The sequence below is a fragment of the Dactylococcopsis salina PCC 8305 genome (genome assembly GCF_000317615.1).
GTDB lineage: Bacteria > Cyanobacteriota > Cyanobacteriia > Cyanobacteriales > Rubidibacteraceae > Halothece > Halothece salina.
Map to the genome: position 1 here is coordinate 2,669,338 of NC_019780.1, position 19,157 is coordinate 2,688,494.

The 19,157-nt window shown below is 48.4% G+C and carries 1 protein-coding gene (running past one end of the window); it reads left to right on the forward strand.

The window, feature by feature from the left end; translation table 11 throughout:
* A protein-coding gene (locus DACSA_RS20765) for a DUF4347 domain-containing protein (RefSeq protein WP_015230201.1) crosses the window boundary here: on the forward strand, positions 1 to 19,157 show its 5' portion. Its footprint extends 14,164 nt past the window's final position; 19,157 of the gene's 33,321 nt are visible here — the first part of the coding sequence; the start codon lies at positions 1 to 3; the stop codon falls past the right edge of the window.

Genomic DNA, 19,157 nt, shown 5'->3' on the forward strand with positions numbered 1-19,157 from the left:
ATGCCCCTTGAGATTCCTGTAAGTGAAGTATCATTCTCTTCCCCTTTAACCCAAGATTTAGATGATCCCAATTCGCCATCCAAGAAGAGTTCTGCTTTAGAAAAGTGGGATTCGGAGAAATTGATTCCCCTTGATAATAGTGCGTCAGGAATTGTTTTCGTTGATTCGACGGTAAGCAATGCAGACAGTTTACTCGCTAATCTGGAAGCAGACACCGAAGTAATCTATTTGGATTCACAGGAAGATGGTGTCGAACAAATTGCCCAAGTGTTAGGGGCAAGAAATAATATTACAGGGGTGCATATCCTTTCCCATGGTGATGTGGGAACAGTGCAACTGGGAAATACGGCTTTAAGTGCGGAAACCCTCTCAGCAAAGGAAGAGACGCTACAACAGTGGGGAAATGGATTAAGCCCCAACGGGGATATTCTCTTTTATGGGTGTAATGTTGCGGATGATTCTGGAGAAGGATTCATTCAGCAGATTAGCACGTTAACTGGGGCAGATGTCGCCGCCTCTAACGATTTAACGGGAAATGATGGCGATTGGGAATTAGAAGCCGTTATCGGAGAAATTGAAACGGACATTGCCTTTACTGAGGAAAGTCAAGCAGCTTATACATCTAGTCTATTTCTAACCGATCAGGTACAACTGGACACAGAAGAAAAACAGATTAATTTTCAAACTGGCAAAAGGGAAGCCAATGATGATGAACTTTATCTCAGTGTCAATGAGAATGACTTACTAACCTACAGCTTCGATAATAGTAATTTTATTACCGATTTTAACAGCGAACAGGGACAACAGAACTTATCAATCAGCAAGTTTCAGGAAGAAAACTATCAGATCAAAGCCTCGTTTGGGTTGGGGGATGATACCCTCAGCATTGATGCGTCTCTCGCAGAAGCATTGAACAACGGTTCGGCAGTCACTAAATGGAATATTAACGCGATCGATGCGGGTTCGATCGATGCGGGTGACAAAACAAATATCATTCAATTCAGTGGCGCGGAAAATCTCTTGGGAGGAAGCGGTGAAGATCAGTTTAATCTCGCCACTAACGGAGTCGTCAACGGCAAAATTGATGGCGGTGACAACAGCAACAATGATAGCTTAACCTATGAAAACTACGATGGCGCGGTCACGGTTAATTTCGGTTTAAACCGGGCAACTGGTGTCTCTGAATTTGCTAACCTGAACAACTTTGTGGGTAGTCGCGTCACCATAAATCCTGAATTATCTACCGCAAGCACACCCACTGCAATTAAAAGCGCCGATCGGGTGCAGGTAGGAGATAGAATTTATGAAGCACAAACCGACATCGCACCAGCATTAGGATTAGATGTTGATTACACCCTCGAAGATTCGCCAAATCTAATCGCACTGGGCGATCGCGTGCAAACCGAAAACGGAAAAATTTATCAAGCCGTCGCCGTCATTGAACCGAACTCGGGAACAGTTGATTTAAGCCAGCAGGATTATAGTAACCCATCAAAATGGTTTGAGATTACCGTTGATCTCAGTGACGATCAACAAAACTACGAAAATAACGAAAACTGGCAAGAAATTACTAACCGCGTCATTGGTGATGATGTGGATACCAACTGGCAAATTGTCGGGGAAGATGAAATTGCAGTCAATGGCTTCTCCCTCAGTAACTTTAGCGACATCAGCGGCGGCTTAGGAGAAGACACCATTACCTTCCAAGACAACTCCCGCTTAACTGGTGAAATTGATGGACAAGAACAAGGGATTTTCGACTACACTACCAACAGCGCCTCACCGCAAGTGATTCCTACAGGAAGTCGAGTTCTTCTCGATGATGGTCGCATCTTTGAAGCCACCCAACCGATCGGGTTTCCGCCTTTAGGCAATAATCAAACCCAATACGAGACCACCGACACCCCACAAATTATCAAAGCAGGCGATCGCGTTCAAGTGGGGAATAACCTTTATCAAGCCAGCGAAGGGATTACCCCCGATGACTCTGGAAGCGTTAACCTCACCGCAGAAAACCAAGACTATTTCAACAATGAAAGCTGGGAACGGTTGACAATTTCCCTAGCGGATCAAGACTACGAAAACAGCGACAACTGGGAAGAAGTTATCATCACTGGCGATACGATCGACTTTTCTAATTACAACACCGCCATTGTTGCCAACTTAGAAAAGCAAACGATCATAAACAATAGCACCGATCAACCCCTCACCAGTTTCCGTAACATCGAACAGATTACCGCCACCGACAGCGATGATGATCAATTAATTGGTCCCCAAGAAAACACCCAATGGAGGCTAACCGCCAACGATCGTGGCACCGTTACTGGCATCAAGTTTAACAACTTTACCCGTCTCAAAGGAAGCGACGATAACCGAGACTGGTTTGTCTTCGACACCTTTAATCACGAATTTAACGGCACAATTAACCTCGATGGCGGGGCAAACGGAGTGGATCAGTTTGCCACCCTCGATGACAATAAAAACTATGTTCCCGCCAACCAGTCTGGAAAAGGTACAACCGATGAAATTGTTTCTGGTTTAACCATTAACTATCAGGGATTAGATGCGTTTCAAACCGCCTCATCCAATGGAAACACTCTCAACATTACAGGAACGCCCCTAGCCGATGAACTCACCCTCGCTAATGAGTCTGGAAACTTAGAAATCCGTCTTGGCAATCGTGTTACGACTCCTGATTTATCTAATGTCAGTGAAATCGCCATTGATCTCGGCGGGGGAAATGATGAAATTACCATTGCCACTGCTGGATTCACCTTTAATCAGGATTTAACCCTCAAAGCTGGACTCGGTTCTGATGAGATAAAAATCACAGAAAACCTGTTCCTCAATCAGAAAAACCTCAGCCTTGACGGGGAAACCATCACTGTTGACCCCAATGTTACCCTCTCCACGCAATCTCAAGGGCAAGCGGGAAACATCAGTCTCACTGGAAAAACCATCACTCTTGCTGATGGAGTGAGTTTGGAAGCGAAAGCAGACAACATCAGTAACAGTGGCAACATTAAAATTAGTGCTGCTGAAAGTGAAGTGCTTTCTCCCGTGAATAATTCCCCAGTAATCTTTAGCCGTAAAACGGCGACAGTCGCCATTGGCGAAGGGGTGAACATCTTCGGGGGTAAAATTGATATTACTGCCACAGCAAACGATAAAGGCTTTCTCGCCGCGTTAGGGGCTTCTAGTCTTGCTAATAACTTCCTCATTGCCCCGTTGACGAAAAAACTGTCAGGTTTAGCAGATTTAGGTTTACCCGTGAAAGTGGTTCAAAAATCCTCCACTGCTGATATTGACATTGGTGATGGTACAAATATCAAGGGAGATGGCTATGTCACCATAAAAGCAAAAGCCGTCACCAATAGTAGCGGTAAAGCGACGAATAAATTAGTCAGTGTCGGTTATACCAACGCCCAACCCACTGCTGACATTACCTTCCGAGAAGACAACGACGACGCAACAAGAACCACTGTTGAAGCAGGGGGTCCCCTCCTCGTCCATGCTGACGGAAAAGCAGTCAGCAAAATTACGACGAAAACTAACAAAAAATTAGGTGAACCCTCTTTAGCCGAGACAGCCCTATCCCTGGCGGTGTCCAATTCCGATTTAACCTCACAAGTGACTGTTCCTGCAAATGTCACCATGACGGCGGGCAAAACCGCCAACATCCTCGCTACAGGAGATAATGCTACTGATGCCAGCGCCACCTCTGGACTGTTTGCCAATGGGTTAGCGGGAATGGCGTTTGGTTTAGGTTTCTCTGATGCCGAAGTAAAAGCGGCAGTCGATGGACAGATCACTGCTAACCAAGAATCTGGGGCAGTGGTGAAAATGGAGTTTGATCCCACAGAAGATGGGGTAATTGACTTCGATCGAAACACGATTAATATGGCAAAAGCACTGGGAAATGAAACCCCAAGGGTAATTGCCCATGCCCTAAAAACAGGAGATAAGGTCAATTATAGTAACCGACGCGGTAACAGCATTGGCGGTTTAACCGATGAAAAAGATTACTTTGCCGTGGTTGACCCCAATAACCCTAATGAGATTTATCTAGCCCCAAGTTTAGCAAAAGCCAGAGAAGCGGGTAGCAAGTTACAAGCTGGGGAAACGCCACAAGTGATTAGTTTAACCAACCCCGTCAGTCAGTTGACAGGGGAAGTGGTTGATCTCGCTGCCAAAGACTTCAGTATTGCCAAAGACTTCGGTATTACTGATATTGCCCTCAATACGAAAACCTTTGACCCCGAAAGCGCCATCGAAGACAGTGCCATTAACCTCGATAACAGTGGCGGGGTGGAAGACTTAGTGACCTCCCTTGACTATTCCGTTTCTGATTTTGCGATTCACGGTTCAACCTTTGAACTAGGACAAGCGGTTCGCTACAGCAAAGGGGATGAGAGTAACACTGCCATTGGCGGGCTAGAAGATGGTCAAAATTACTACGTGGTCGCCTCTACCAATGAAAAGAATTTAGAGGGGGATAAACGTTTTGTTACCGAACAAACCATTAAACTAGCAGAAACGGAAAACAAAGCCCACGCTGGCGTATTTATTGAGTTAGACCCCAGTGTTGCCACTGGCGATAACCACAGCCTCCGCGCTTTGCACGTCCTTGATACAGGGTTAGTCACGGGGTTAGGAGTAGTAGCCGATTTAGAAAGTAGCAATGATGTTGCTTCCGAAGCTGGATTAGAAGAACAAGAAGAACAATCCTTCGACCCCAACCAGAAAACCAGTAAACTGGATAAGACGAGAAATGTCATCAACACCTCTGTTGGTAATCGTCTGTTTCAAGTGTTAACCGAAGCCTTCAGCGAAAGCACCGCCACCGAACGCGCTGAAAAACAAACAGGATCAAACTCGAAACTCAGTCTAGCGGGTTCTCTTGCCTTTTTAAATACGGATCATAAATCCTTGGCACTGGTCGGGGAATTAGATGATGAGGGGAAAGACTTTGATGAAGCCTTTGATGGTGTAGAAAACGAAACCGATACAGCCCAAGCAAAATTACAGTCGAAAGAAGATTTAGAGGTTACGGCTGATATTACTGAGTCTATGTCTCTCAGTGCGGAAAGTAGCAATGAACCTCAAGATGGCGACAAGATTAAAACGGAAAATGCTGATACCAAGAACCCACAAATTGCGGGCAGTGCGGCGGTCTTAGTTAATCTGCAAAATAATCAAGCGAAAGCCATTATTGATCCTCAAGCCCAACTGGATGCCCATCGCGCCCTCCGAGTGACCTCTGATGTGTCTTATCCCTATCTGACGCGACCCGATGAGATTATTCCCTGGACTAGTGGGGAATTTTTGGATCAATTTAAAGATGAGGGACCCGATGCCCTGTTACGGTATTTAGATTTTGGTTCAGAATTACAATCGATCTTCAATACTTGGGCAAGAAGTACCGCTAAAGCCGATGACGGGAAAGATGCCATCGCTGGGGCGGTGAACTTCTTAGATTTTGATAACAATTCTCTGGCGATCGTTCGTGAAGGGGCAAAACTCAACCAAGACACAGACTTCCGAAACCCAGCAGGGAATGAGACGGTTTCCGTAGAAGCCACCAACTATATGCAGATGCTGAATGTGACGGGGTTATTTGATTTTGGTTTACCCTCTCTCAATCTTGATGTTTTAAGTTTGGAAGCAGAAGGAGATAAGGGCAGTCTCGGTTTTTCCGGTAGTTCTGACCAACGGGGTGGCTACGGGGGCGCCCTTTACATCCAAAGTTTAGAAAATACTACTCTCGCTTTCATTGAAAGTGGGGCAAGTATTTACACTGGCGGCTTAGGCGGTGTGAATATGAAAGCAGAAGAGGCAATTTTGAATCTAGGCTTTGTCCAGTCTGGGGCAGTTGCGGGTTCTTTTGGCGTTGGCGGTTCTGTTGCCTATAGTTATCAAGAGAGTAACACCCTCGCCCATTTAGCCAGTGGCGCGATCGTCACCAGTGGCAGGATCAATGATGAATCGGTTTCTGATGAAAAGGACGTAACAGGAAGCCCTCTCACCATTTATGCGGGTAGCCTAGAAACCAATATCAACTGGGTGGGCGGTGTCGCCAAAGGTCGCAATCTCGGGTTTGGCATTTCGGTGGGAATTAATGACATTACTCGCAATACTCGCGCCATCATCGGGGAAGAAGCAGACGAGTCGGTTTCTGATGAAACTAGCACCCTGGATATTACGGGCGACATTAATGTTAAAGGTAAGGTGGATGGCGGCATTTATGCCTTTGTGGCGGCGGCAGCGGCTGCTGGTGATCTTACTGAACCAGACGACAATACCGAAGGCAATACCAGTGAGAGTGATGTGGAAGGGAAAGATGGTGAAGGCTTTGATTATGGGGTGGGAGTCTCCGCCAATGCTTCTGTCAACCTGGTTGAAGACAATGTTGTTGCTTCCATTTATGATGCGGGAAATCTCAACGCCCAGAATGTCAATGTTTTAGGGTTAAATCAAACGGATTTATGGGTGTTAGCAGCGGCGTTTAGTGCCACCTTACCCTCGAAAAAAGCCGAGGAAGATGAACAAAATACGGCGACTATTGCTGGTTCGTTTAGTTTCAATCAATTAAAAGGAGAAACCCTTGCCTATATTCAAGGGAAAAATGGCGATCGAAGTTTAAAAACAGCAATTGCGGGCGACACTGCGATTACCGCCGAACGAAAAGGGATGATTCGCGGGGCAACTGTCGGTTTTGGGGTGAAAACGCAAGAGAAAGATGGCAATAGTCTTGGTTTAGCCGGTTCAGTGGCGATTAATGAACTCTCTAACCGCACGGATGCTTATGTGGCGAATGTGGCTGATCTCGCAGGGGATACTTATTCCTTGACAATTACCGCCCAGGATAAAACTTCAATTTTTGCCATTGCTGGGGCGCTTTCCATTGGAGATGGTGGTAATAATGCTGGTGTGGGCTTCAGTTTTGCCAGTAACCGCATCGATAGCGATGTCACGGCGACCATTGAAAATTCCCTGTTGGATCAATTGCAGACGGTACAAGTGATTACTCGCAATGAAGCGGAAATTATCGCCTTTACCACTTCCGGGGCGTTAGCCACTTCGGAAGAAAATGACAGTCAATTGGCAGCAGTGGGGGCGGTTGCCATTAATACGATTACGGGACAAGGCAAAGCCTCAATTGTTGATAATAGCACCGTTACCTCTCAGGGAGATGTGCGGGTGAAGGCGTTTGATCTCGCTTCCATTAAGGCCGTTGCCGGTGGGGCAGCGTTAGCCGCCTCTCTCGGTAAAGCCAGCGCTGAGGAAGCAAAAACCTCTCAAAACAGTGGTCGCGCTGCTGCCGGGGCGGCGTTGGCAATTAATAACATTGGTAAAACCAGAGATTTAGAGTTTAATGCTGGTGGGGATGTGGATGTCAATGCTGATACCTTCTCCTTTGGAGAGAGTCATGGCTTGGAAACGGGCGATGCGGTCACTTACAATGCGGGTGAAGAATCGGTTGCCCTCGCGTTTGATGCGAATGACGCGATCGATCCTGGAAACAATACCATTGATTTTGGCACAGCCCACAATCTCGTTACGGGTCAAAAGGTGGCTTATAATTCAGGAGACGAAACCACCATTGGGGGCTTGACAGATGGGGCGTATTATGTAATAGTCACTGATCAGCAAAGCATCCAGTTGGCTACCTCTGCAGAAAGTGCCAAAGCTGGCGACGCGATCGACCTCACCGCAACCGGATCAGGAGAACAGCTAATTACGCCCGATCGCTTGGCAGTAGCGGGACTAGAAGAAAATCAAAATTACTATGTAATCAAGACTTCAGACACGACATTACAGTTAGCCACCTCAGAAGAAAAAGCCCAAGCAGGAGACGCGATCGACCTCACCCGTGAAGGGGCAGGAACACACAGTTTAACCGTTGCGACGGAAGCCCAAACCAGTCGCGCCGAAATCAGTAACGCCCAAGTCACCGCCACACAGGGGAATGTTACCGTAGAAGCCGATTCCATCCTCGACGAAACCATTGCGTTTAACCCCCGTGACCAACTGGTTAAGCCAGTGCTGGCGTTTGATGCGGGAGAGGGAACAGTTGATTTAGATGCTAATGTGATTACGATCGCGCAACATGGCTTAGAAACGGGCCAGGAAGTGGTTTATGTTGGGAATGGCGGCAGCGACAGCGAAGACAGTGGCAATATTGGCGGTTTAGCCTCTCTAGAAACCTACCATGTGGTCAAAATTGATGCGGATACCCTTGCTTTAGCCAAGTCTGTCGAAGATGCAAACAACGATAATTATATTGACCTCACCAGTTATGGGGATGGCTTGGTTGCCCACGAATTACAGTTCGTTCAATCCTCTCCCGTAAACGTGAACAATGACACCCTCTATCTAGAGAATCATGGGTTAATTACTGGGCAAAAAATCGGCTATGACAAGGGAGACGGAACGGCAATTGGCGGGTTAGAAGATAATCAGGATTATTACGCCATTGTCCTTGACGATAACGTGATTCAACTGGCAACCTCAGAAGAAGCCGCGAAACAGGGACAAGCCATTGATTTAACCTCTCTCGGTGACGGAGAATCCCATTCCTTTAGTTATGGTCGTCTGGCGAGTATCGCTTCACTTACCCTCGGTGGCGCAGTTGCTGGCGGTGAAGGACAAGGGGGAACTGGTTTCAGCGTTTCTGGGGCTGGGGCTGGGTCCTATAACGCGATTTATAAATCCATTACCGCGGTGATTACCGATGAAGCAACGGTAGAAGCTGGAAATGGCGATGTCAGAGTAACCGCCAGCGATCACTCCCGAATCGTTGCCAGTGCGGGTGGTGTCGGTTTGGCGTTACAGGTGGGCAAGAATGAAAACGCGATCGCCGCTTCGGTGGGGGCTTCTGTAGCCGCTAATGTCATTAGCAATGATCTTGTTGCCAACGTTACCAAGGCAACGGTCAGCGCAAGTCAGGAGTTAATTGTCACGGCAGATTCGGAAGCAGAAATTTACTCCCTTGCTGTTGGTGGGGCGTTGTCAGCAGCGAAAGGACAAAATGCCCTCAGTCTCTCTGGGGCGGGAAGTGCGGCTTATAATGCCATTGCCAACACCGTAGAAGCGTCGATTCTAGACGGGGCGACGGTTAACGCGGGTCAGGGAATCACCCTAACTGCAAGCGATCGCTCTCGGATTTTAACAGGTTCTGGGGCGGCGGCAGCAGCGTTGGCAATTCCCGCTTCCGGAAAACAAGGGGTTTCTGGCGCAGTGGGCGTTTCCATCAGTGTGAATGATGTGGATAATCGCGTTCGATCGATCATTGCGGGAGAGGGAACAACTGTCACCAGTAACGCTGGAGAGATTGAGTTGAGCAGTGAGTCAACCGCTCAAATTGATGCCTTTACCTATGCGGGGGCTGCTGTTGGGGGAACTTTAGCGGGTGTGGCTTCTGGCGCAAGCAGTTTCAATCGCATTAACAACACCATTACGGCTTCTCTTGAAAAACAAGCCACAGTTAACGCTGGCAATTCCGTGTCAGTAACTGCTACCGATGACGCAGCGATTCACGCTTTTGTCGGTGGTGGGGCGCTGGGTATCGCCGGCGGGAAAGGAGACAAATTTAGTGGTACGATCGCGCTGGCAGGGGCGTTAGCCATTAATACCGTTGATAATAAAACCCACGCCACGATTGAAAACGGAACCATTAGCGCCGCCACAGAAGAGAATCCAATTGATCTCAATGTTGCCGCCCGATCCACAGGAAGCATTACCACTGTTTCCACTGCCATTTCGATCGCGATTACCGCCGCCAAAGACAAAGGACTTGCCATCAGTGGTGCTGGAGCAGGCGCCAATAATGTAATTCTCTCCACCACAGAAGCCTTTATTACGGATAGCACCCTCACCCCAGACGACATTAATCATCTCAACCTTACCGCCGAAAATCAGGCAAAAATTAGCGGTAATGTCGTCGCCGTATCGGGTAGCGGTGCGGGGGGAGGTAGCGCCGCCGTCGGTGCTTCCCTTGCTCGTAATCTCATCGGTTGGGAAAGTGACTTCACGAAGTCTCCCGCCACCGTAAAAGCCTATATTCGCAATACAGCAGTGAAGATTACGGGGGCGCTATCCCTCGAAGCCATTGCCGAAGAAGACATTGAAGCACGAGTGGGAGCCGGTGCGGTTGCAGTCGCTGGCGGCAAGTCAGGGGGCTTAGGGCTCAGTGGCTCTGGTGTTTTAACGGAAAATCGGGTCAATACTGAAATTGAAGCCTTTATTACGGGCAATGAGAACATCTCGATCGAAGCGGATGCGATTTCTCTAAATGCCGAAGAAACCCCGTATATTAACGCTCAAGCAGGCGCAGCTTCGGTTGGGTTCGCGCCAGGTAAAGCAGGGGCGACGTTATCCCTCGGCGGCACGTTAGCAATTAATGACATCAGTAATCAGGTGTTGGCTTATGTCAGCGATGTTGCCCAATTAACCAGCACTTCTGGCGATATTACGCTCAGTGCTGATACCTCCAACAAGGGAGTAGGGAATTTACCGACAGAATTTAATCCCAATTTGCTCGATCGAGTCGCCAGAGAAGACGATTTAGGAACACGACAAACCCTGCGTCAGGAATTAACCAACATCGGAGTTGATCTTGCGCCCACCAGTCACGGTTATCAGTCTTCCGATGGGGAAGTAGAAGGGTTATTACCTAACGCCAGAGTGAAGCATGAGGGAACGGTTTATGCGTATCAAGGGGAAGAAGTAGAAGGGACGATCGACCTCAGTAATCAAGCCCAAGATTACGCCAACTCTGATCAGTGGCAAGTTGTCGATGATTTGGAAGTGAGCATCTTAGACGCTGGTAGCGAGTGGTCAGTGTTTGACGGGGAAACCACTTACATCCTCAAACAGGAAAACGGCGAAATTGAAGCCTACCGCAGTGGCATCAATGCGGTATCAGTGGCGGCTTCCATTGGTGCTGGCTTTGGCAACAAAGCTGGTGTTGCCATTAGTGGCGCGGGAGCGAGTGCAAACAACACAATCACCACAAAAACCAATGCTTATCTCGATCGAGTGACCACCGTTAACAGTGCCAACAATGTCAGCGTTGAAGCTACTAATACCACTGGCATCACCGCACGCATCGCGGGCGCATCCGCCGCCATTGGCATCGGTAGTAAAGCTGGCGTAGGAGCATCGATCGGGGTGGGATTAGCCCGTAATGTGATCGGTCAAAGTCTCCTCTCCGATTTAACTCAGGGTGAAGATTATGACTATGTTCTGGGTCAAGGTGAGCAAGAAATCACCATTAAACAGGGAGATAAAGTTTATATTCCCGATGGCATTCGCGGGGGCGAGGTGTATGAATTTATTGGTGAGAATGAAGACGGGGAAACAATTGACCTCAGCACCACCGATTATGGTAATCGTGACGCTTGGCGGTTAGCAAACAGTCAAGCCAATGCGATGGAAGTCCGCGCCTATATTCAAGACGCTGATGTTACCGCAACGGGTAATGTGGGCTTAAAAGCCGTAACAGAAAATAGCATTGATGCTGGCGTGGGAGCAGGTTCCATCGCGATCGCTGGTGGTAAAGGAGGAGTGGGCTTAAGTGGAGCAGGAGCCGCCGCCGAAAACACCATCAATACCGATGTTCAAGCCGCGATCGAAGGAAATGCCGAAACGGGAGTCACCGCTCGTGGTATCACCCTACAAGCACAAGATATTTCAGCGATTAAAGCCGATGTGGCTGCCGCTTCCATTGGTGGCGCATTTGGTGGCACTGGGGTTGCCATCACCCTCGGTGCTTCCCTCGCCTATAATCAAATTGATAACACCGTTGAAGCCTTCTTCAAAGACATCGGAAAGGGAGTAACTGCCACCAACGGCGCGATCTTCATTGCCAGTGAGCAAGGCGCCACCATTGAAGCCAAAACCATCGCCCTCTCTTTCGGAGCATCGGCTGGCAAAGTGGGAGTCACGATTAGCGGTGCTGGCGCAATTGCTAATAATGTGATTCTTTCCGATACTAAGGCTTATGCCGAAAATAGCGACCTGGAAGCGCAGTTAATTAATGTTAATGCCAACAGTATCGGAGAGATTAACGCCGTTGTCGTGGCGGTGGCTGGTGCTGGGGCAGCCGGAAAAGTGGGTGTTGCAGGCGCGATCGGTTCTTCCGTTGCTCGTAACCTCATCGGTTGGGAAAGTGACTTTAGCCAGTCTCCAGCCCAAGTGCAAGCCTACTTGAAAAATAGTAATGTTGATGCTGATAGTAACTTATCCCTGAGCGCGATCGCCGAAGAAAGCATCAAAGCCCGTGTTGGAGCGGGTGCAGTTGCCGTCGCTGGCGGTATGGTGGGAGTCAGTGTCAGTGGCTCTGGCGTGTTAACTGAAAATAAAGTTAACAGCGACATTAAAGCCTTCATTACCGGGAATGAGGAAAACACAATCGAAGCAAGACGGATTTCTGTCGTTGCTGATGAAACCGCCACCATCACCGCCGATGCGGGAGCCGCCTCCATTGCGGGAGCAGTGGGGAAAGTGGGAGCTAGTGTTTCCATTGGTGCTTCCCTCGCCTTTAATGACATTCGCAACACAGTTGAGGCATACATCAGCGATTTAGCCAGTGTTACCACTAGCAGTGGTGATATTAACGTTCTTGCCACCAGTCAAGGTCGAGAATTGGAAACCATCGATGCGGAAACCTTAGCGGGAGAAGACGATAATCTACGGAAAACCCTCCGCGATGCTCTTTTTGACAAAGATTTTAATCGCCTTCGTGATGCTCTCACAGGAGAAGATGAAGCAGCCGATCTCAGTTTCCGTAAAACTCTCCGTCAAGCGTTAACCGATGCTGGCATTGATCTAGTAGAAACCCGTTATGGCTATGAATCGTCAGAGGGAAAAGTGCCTTATCTCTTGGAAAAGGCAAGAGTCAAAGATGACGGGAAAGTGTATGAATATCAAGGAGAAGCGCCATTTGACTATACCAGTGCTGATGGGACACAAACCATTGTAAGTGGGGATCAGGTATTAGTTGATAATGGGGAAGAGATTACACTCTATCGCTACAATCCCCCTCAATCTGGAAGTTCTCAAGAAATTGATTTGGCACAAGAAGATTATGCTCAGAGTTCCGTTTGGGAGAAAGTAGAAATCGATCCGATCGACCTCCGTAATCAGGACTATACTAACTCGGATCAGTGGCAAGAAGTGGATGATCTTGAAGTCACCGCCTTAAAAGCAGGAGAAGAATGGTCGGTATTTGACGGGGAAAACAGCTACATCCTCAAGCGGAATGGGGAAGACGTGAAAGTTTATCGCACCGCGATCGAATCGGTTTCTGTCGCCGCCTCAGTGGCGCTAGGTGCTGGACTTGCTGGGGTTGGGATTAGCGGTGCTGGTGCAGCCTCTAATAACACAGTTAACACCAAAACCAACGCCTATCTTGAGAATGTGGAACAAGTCACCAGTGCTGGTGATGTTAACGTGAAAGCCACCAATAGCGCAGGGATTGTCTCTCGTGTTGCTTCGGCTTCGGCTGCCATTGGTGTGGGAGTGAAAGCAGGGATTGGCGGTTCTTTAGGCGTTGCCGCCGCCCGTAATGTCATCGGTCAAAGTTTGGTTTCTTCCCTCATTGAAAATGAAAATTATGACCACACCCTCACTGATGGGGAAAAAGAGGTTAAGCCAGGAGAAACCGTTTATATCCCCGAAGGGATTCGGGGAGGTGAAATTTACGAATATGTCGGAGAAACAGACACACTTGATCTCGGTAACGCTGACTACGGGAATCCCGAACTCTGGCGCATTGCTAATCGCGAAAGCTCGCCGATGGAAGTTCGCGCGGATATCCAAGACGCTAACGTTCTTGCTGAGGGGGATTTAACCTTAGAGGCAAACTTAGAAACCAGTATTGATGCGGGAGTCGGGGCTGGTTCAATCGTTTTAACTGGAGGCGCGGTCGCATTAGGTCTCAGTGGCGCTGGTGGCGCAGCGGAGAATACGATCGCCACTGATGTGAAAGCCACTTTAGCTGGGGATGATCAGCAAGCAATTACCGCTAATAGCATTAATCTAGAAGCCACTGACACCTCTAGCATTAAATCCACTGTAGCTGTTTTGAGTTTAGTTGGGTCTTTTGGTGTCTTTGCAGGAGGGGCGACTTTGGGAGCATCTGTTGCCTATAACCAAGTAGATAACACCGTCGAAGCCAGCATCACTGGGCAAAAGGTAACGGCTACAGAAGGGGATATTCGCCTCATCAGTGAACAAGAAGGCAGCATTACAGGAAATACGGTGGCGGTTTCTGCGGGTCTTTCTTTGGGTAAAATTAGTGCTAATCTCAGAGGGGCCGGGGCAATTGCTACCAACATTACTCTCTCTGATACAGAAGGCTTTGCTAAAGATAGCCAGTTAATGTCGAATAATGGCGCTGTCACCCTTATAGCAAATAGCAACGCCACGATCGATGCCACTGTCGTCGGAGTTAGTGCCGGTTTGGGAGGGGGCTTAGTTGGACTTTCTGGCGGTATTGGCTCCACCATCGCCCGTAATCTCATCGGTTGGGAAGTCGCTTTAACGAAAGCACCGGCAAAAGTACGAGCTTATTTAGACAATACAAGCGTCACCGCAAGTGACGACCTCACCTTAACCGCAACCGCAAGCAATCGCGTTATATCTAGCGTGGGGTCGGGAGCTGTGTCTCTTGCTGCTGGTGCTGGAGGCTTTAGTGGCAGTGCCTCTGGGGTGACCACTGAAAATCGCGTCAACAGTCACATTAAAGCCTTTATTAGCGGTCAAGACCAAGCAACCATTGAAGCCCAAGCTATTGAGATCACCGCCGAGGAAACGCCCAGCGTAAAATCAGAAGCGGGTGCGGCGGCTCTGGCAGCTTCTTTTGGAAAAATCGCTGGCGGTGCATCTTTTGCGGGGACATTGGCAATCAATGATGTCAGTAACGAGGTTAACGCTTATGTAGAGAACGTAGCAGGTCTGACCACCACTGCTGACAGGATTAATGTTACGGCTACCAGTCAAGGTAAGAAGTTGGGAACATTACAAACCGACTTAAATGCTGATGATTTTGAAACCGCAGCCACAGAAGAAACGCTACAACTTCGCCAAGAGATTCGCAACGCCCTAACCGCAGCTGGTCTTGAGTTGGCAAGCACCTCCTATACTTATGAAGCAAGCGAGGGAACAGTGGAAAACCTCCTCGCGGGAACACGAGTGAAAAAAGGCGATCGCGTTTATACTTATGTTGCCGGACCCAACTATGATCATCGCAGTTTTGATGGGGAAAAGACGGTTAAAAATGGTGAAAAAGTGTATGTTCCCAATGGTCGCAGCGGCAAGATTTATCAATACACTGGTCAAGAAGACACGCTCGATTTAAGCGCGATCGACTACAGCGAAAATAAGGCTTGGCAACCCGTGTCAACTCAACCCATTGATTTAAATGCGGAAGATTATGACAATTCTCAACGGTGGCAAGAAGTTGATGATCTGAAAGTGAAAACCCTAGAGGATGGCAGTAAATGGTCTGTGTTTGATGGGGAAACCACCTATATCGTTGAACTAACCGACGGAGAGTTCCAAGTGGGGGAAAGCGCGATCGATGCTGTCGCTGTCAGTGCTTCCCTCGCCGCTGGTTTAGCGACTCTCTTCTCTCCCACTCCGGCGGCCTTAGCCACTGGGGTTGCTGTGTTGAGTGGAGCCGGTGTGGCTACCAATAACACCATTACCACCGCAACCAATGCTTATATCAGTCAGAGTACAGTTGATAGTGCCAAAAACTTAAATGTGAATGCTTTCAATAACGCTGAAATCATCTCTACCGCCACAGCCAGCGCTGGCGTGGCAGGAGTAGCCATTGGCACAGTGAGTGTTGGGGGAGCATTTGCTGGCGCAGTCGCCCGTAATGTCATCGGAAGTCCTTTGCTCTCTGATTTGATAACAGATGGACTAACAGGAAGCGAACCTTTGGTGGAAGGAGAGGATTATCAACACACTTCCAATGATGGTAAGCAAACCCTTACTCCCTTCCAAGATCGTGTCTTGATTACTGATGGGGTCAGAAAAGGAGAAGTTTATAGCTATGTAGGGGAAGAAGAAGTTGAAATTGACCTTGCTAATACCAACTATGGTAATCGTGACCTGTGGCAATTAGTCGCACAGGAACAAGAAAGCACTGATATGGAGGTGAAAGCCTACATTGAAGACTCACAAGTTACCGTAACCGATGACCTAAAGGTGAAAGCCGTCATGGCAAACAGTATTGATGCTGGCATCGGTGCTGGATCATTTGCCATTAATGGGGCCTTAGCTGCTGCTAATTTTAGCGGTGCAGGAGCAACGGCAGAAAATACAATTGCTGCTCAGGTGGAAGCGTCTCTCGATGGCAATAGTGAAACTACAGTCAGTGCCGATAATATTACCGTAGAAGCTCAGGATACCGCTGCCATTAAAGCTGATGTGGTTACTCCTGTGGTGGGTGCGGCCGTCGGGGTAGCAGGTGGATCAGTTTCGATCGGAGCGTCTTTTGCCTATAACCAGATTAACAACCAAGTCGAAGCCAAAATCACCAATGCTAAAGCTATAACGGCTCGTCAGAATCTTCGCATCAATAGTGAACAAGCTGCGACGATTCAAGCCAGCGCGATCGCTGTTTCTGTGGGATTAGCTGGCGGTGGGGTAAATCTCAGTATTCGCGGAGCCGGAGCGATCGCCAACAATTTCATCCTTTCTGATGTCAAAGCCTATGCGGAAAATAGTGACTTAACTGCAAATCAATTACAGATCACCGCTGACAGTCGTAATCAAATTAACGCTACGGTCTCCGCCTCCTCTGGCGCTCTGGGGATTGGGGGAGGAGCAGGCACAGCGGCGCTCGGTGCTTCCGTTGCTCGTAACTTCATTGGCTCGGGTTCTACTGGAGGTTTCTTCACTCAACCAGACTCCGCAGCAGTTAAAGCCTACCTTAACCAGACGAGCGTTGATGTCGATGGTGTTCTCACTATTAATAGCAATGCCGAACACAACATTGATGCGCTCGTAATTACGCCCTCAGTAGCCGTTACCGCAGGGTTGGCAGCCGGTCTGGGCGTTAGCGGGGCCGGTGCAATTACAGAAAATAAAATCAACAGTGAAATTGAAGCCTTCATTAACGGTGGTAAAAGCATCTCTGCCAGTACCGTTACCATCACTGCCGATGACAACTCAACCATTAACGCCAAAACCAGCGCCGTTTCCGTATCTTTCGTTGCCTCAGTTGCCGCCTCAGTTGCTGTTGCTGTCGGCGCAGCGATCGCGAACAATGAAATTAATAATGCAATTAACGCCTATATTGCTAACGCTGAGGTGACAACCCAAGTTGGAGATGTCACCTTACAGGCAAAAGAAACCGCAACTATTAACGCTCTCACCTTCTCAGCCGGGGCAGCGGTTAGTCTTGCTTCTAGTGGCATAGCCCCAGCGACAGCCGTCACTAACGCAGTGAATCAGTTAAACAATAAAGTCAATACCTATCTTGCCGCTAGCACGATCGAGGCAGCAGGAGCAGTGACCCTCAGTGCCGATGATACCTCGAAAGTTGATGCTGAAACCAAAGCGTTTGCCGGGTCTGGGGGGGTATTCAGTCTCGCAGCTGGGGTAGTGCTGGCTCAAAATGAAATTGGCAACGACACCACTGCTTATATTGCTAACTCAACGGTAACCGCAGGTAATGGCATTTCCGTAACGGCGACAGCGAATCCCACCCTAGATACCGTCTCTCAAGTCGGCGCGATCGCGATCGGACTCGGTGCATCAGGAACCGGTGGACGTGCCGAGACCATCATTAATGGCACCACTCTTGCTTACGTTGACGGAAGCAATTTAACGGCTACGGGTAACAACATTATTGTCAACGCCAATGCAACAACTAATGCCAATCCCAAATTACAAAGCCTCTCGGTGGGATTAGTGGGCATTACAGTCATGAAATCCTTTGCCGATATCGGTGGCGCAACCCGTGCCTATCTCACTGGCACTTCTTCGGTGGAAGCGCAAAAACTCGATATTCAAGCCACAGACACCGTAAATGCTGAGCCTGTAACAGAAGTAGGAGCCGGCGGCGCGATCACCATTACTAAAAACTTCTCCACCATTGATGTGACGCGGGAAACCGAAGCAGATGTTCGTGCTGGAGGAGACTTAACCCTCACTCAGGGAATCCTGAATGTCAAAGCCACCAGTGACGTTTCCGGAATCGCCAAAACCTTGAGCAATACGGTTTCCCCTAAAGTTAATATTGGTAACTTAACGGTTAAAACCACCTTAGATAATACCACCCGCGCTCAAATTGAAGCGGGAGCCACCGTTCGTTCTAATCAAGAAGCGGTTAATGTGATCGCCAATGCCACTAACACCGCAGAAGCCAGTATTGAAAGTTTAGGAGTGGGATTAGTATTAGCCGTTAGCGACAGCGAACCCACTGCCAAAGTTAAAAGCACGACAGAAGCTCTTGCTCAAGGCATCATTACAGGGATAGGAGAAAATGGCAAAGTAGGAAATGTCGTCATTGAAGCTACAGCTACGGATCAAGCCACGGCTGGTGCTAAGACAAAAGGTGGCGGCCAAATTTCGGTTAGTGATGCTGATGTGAAAGCCGAAGTAACGTCTTCTCTTAACGCTCTTGGAGGCGGAACTATTGAGTCTGCCAATAATGTTCAAATTGGGGCAACTGGAAACACTGATGCCGATGCAGATGCCGAAAGCAGTTCCGGTGGCGTTGTTGAGGTCTCTAACTTAGAAGCTATTGCCACGAGCAACCCCACCATTAATGCCGATATTGGCTTAGATGCAACCTTAGAAGCAGGACAAGACATTATCATTAACGCCGTTCATGGGGAAGACTCTCCCACCTTCTCTGACGGGAGTTTTGATGCTAGTTCCGCAGTTAATCAAAGTGCGAATACCATTACCTTTAACGATAAACATGGCTTACTCACAGGTGATACCGTTACCTATAACCAAAATGGACAAAGTAATCCCGTTGGCGGTCTAACCGACGGACGCGAGTATGGCATTATTCAAAGTAGCGATCGCGCTCTGAAGTTAGGAGTTACAGTTAATTCGTTGGATAGTGAAGACAATCCGCTAATTGATATTAATCGAGACACCATTCACTTTACTGCCAAACATAATCT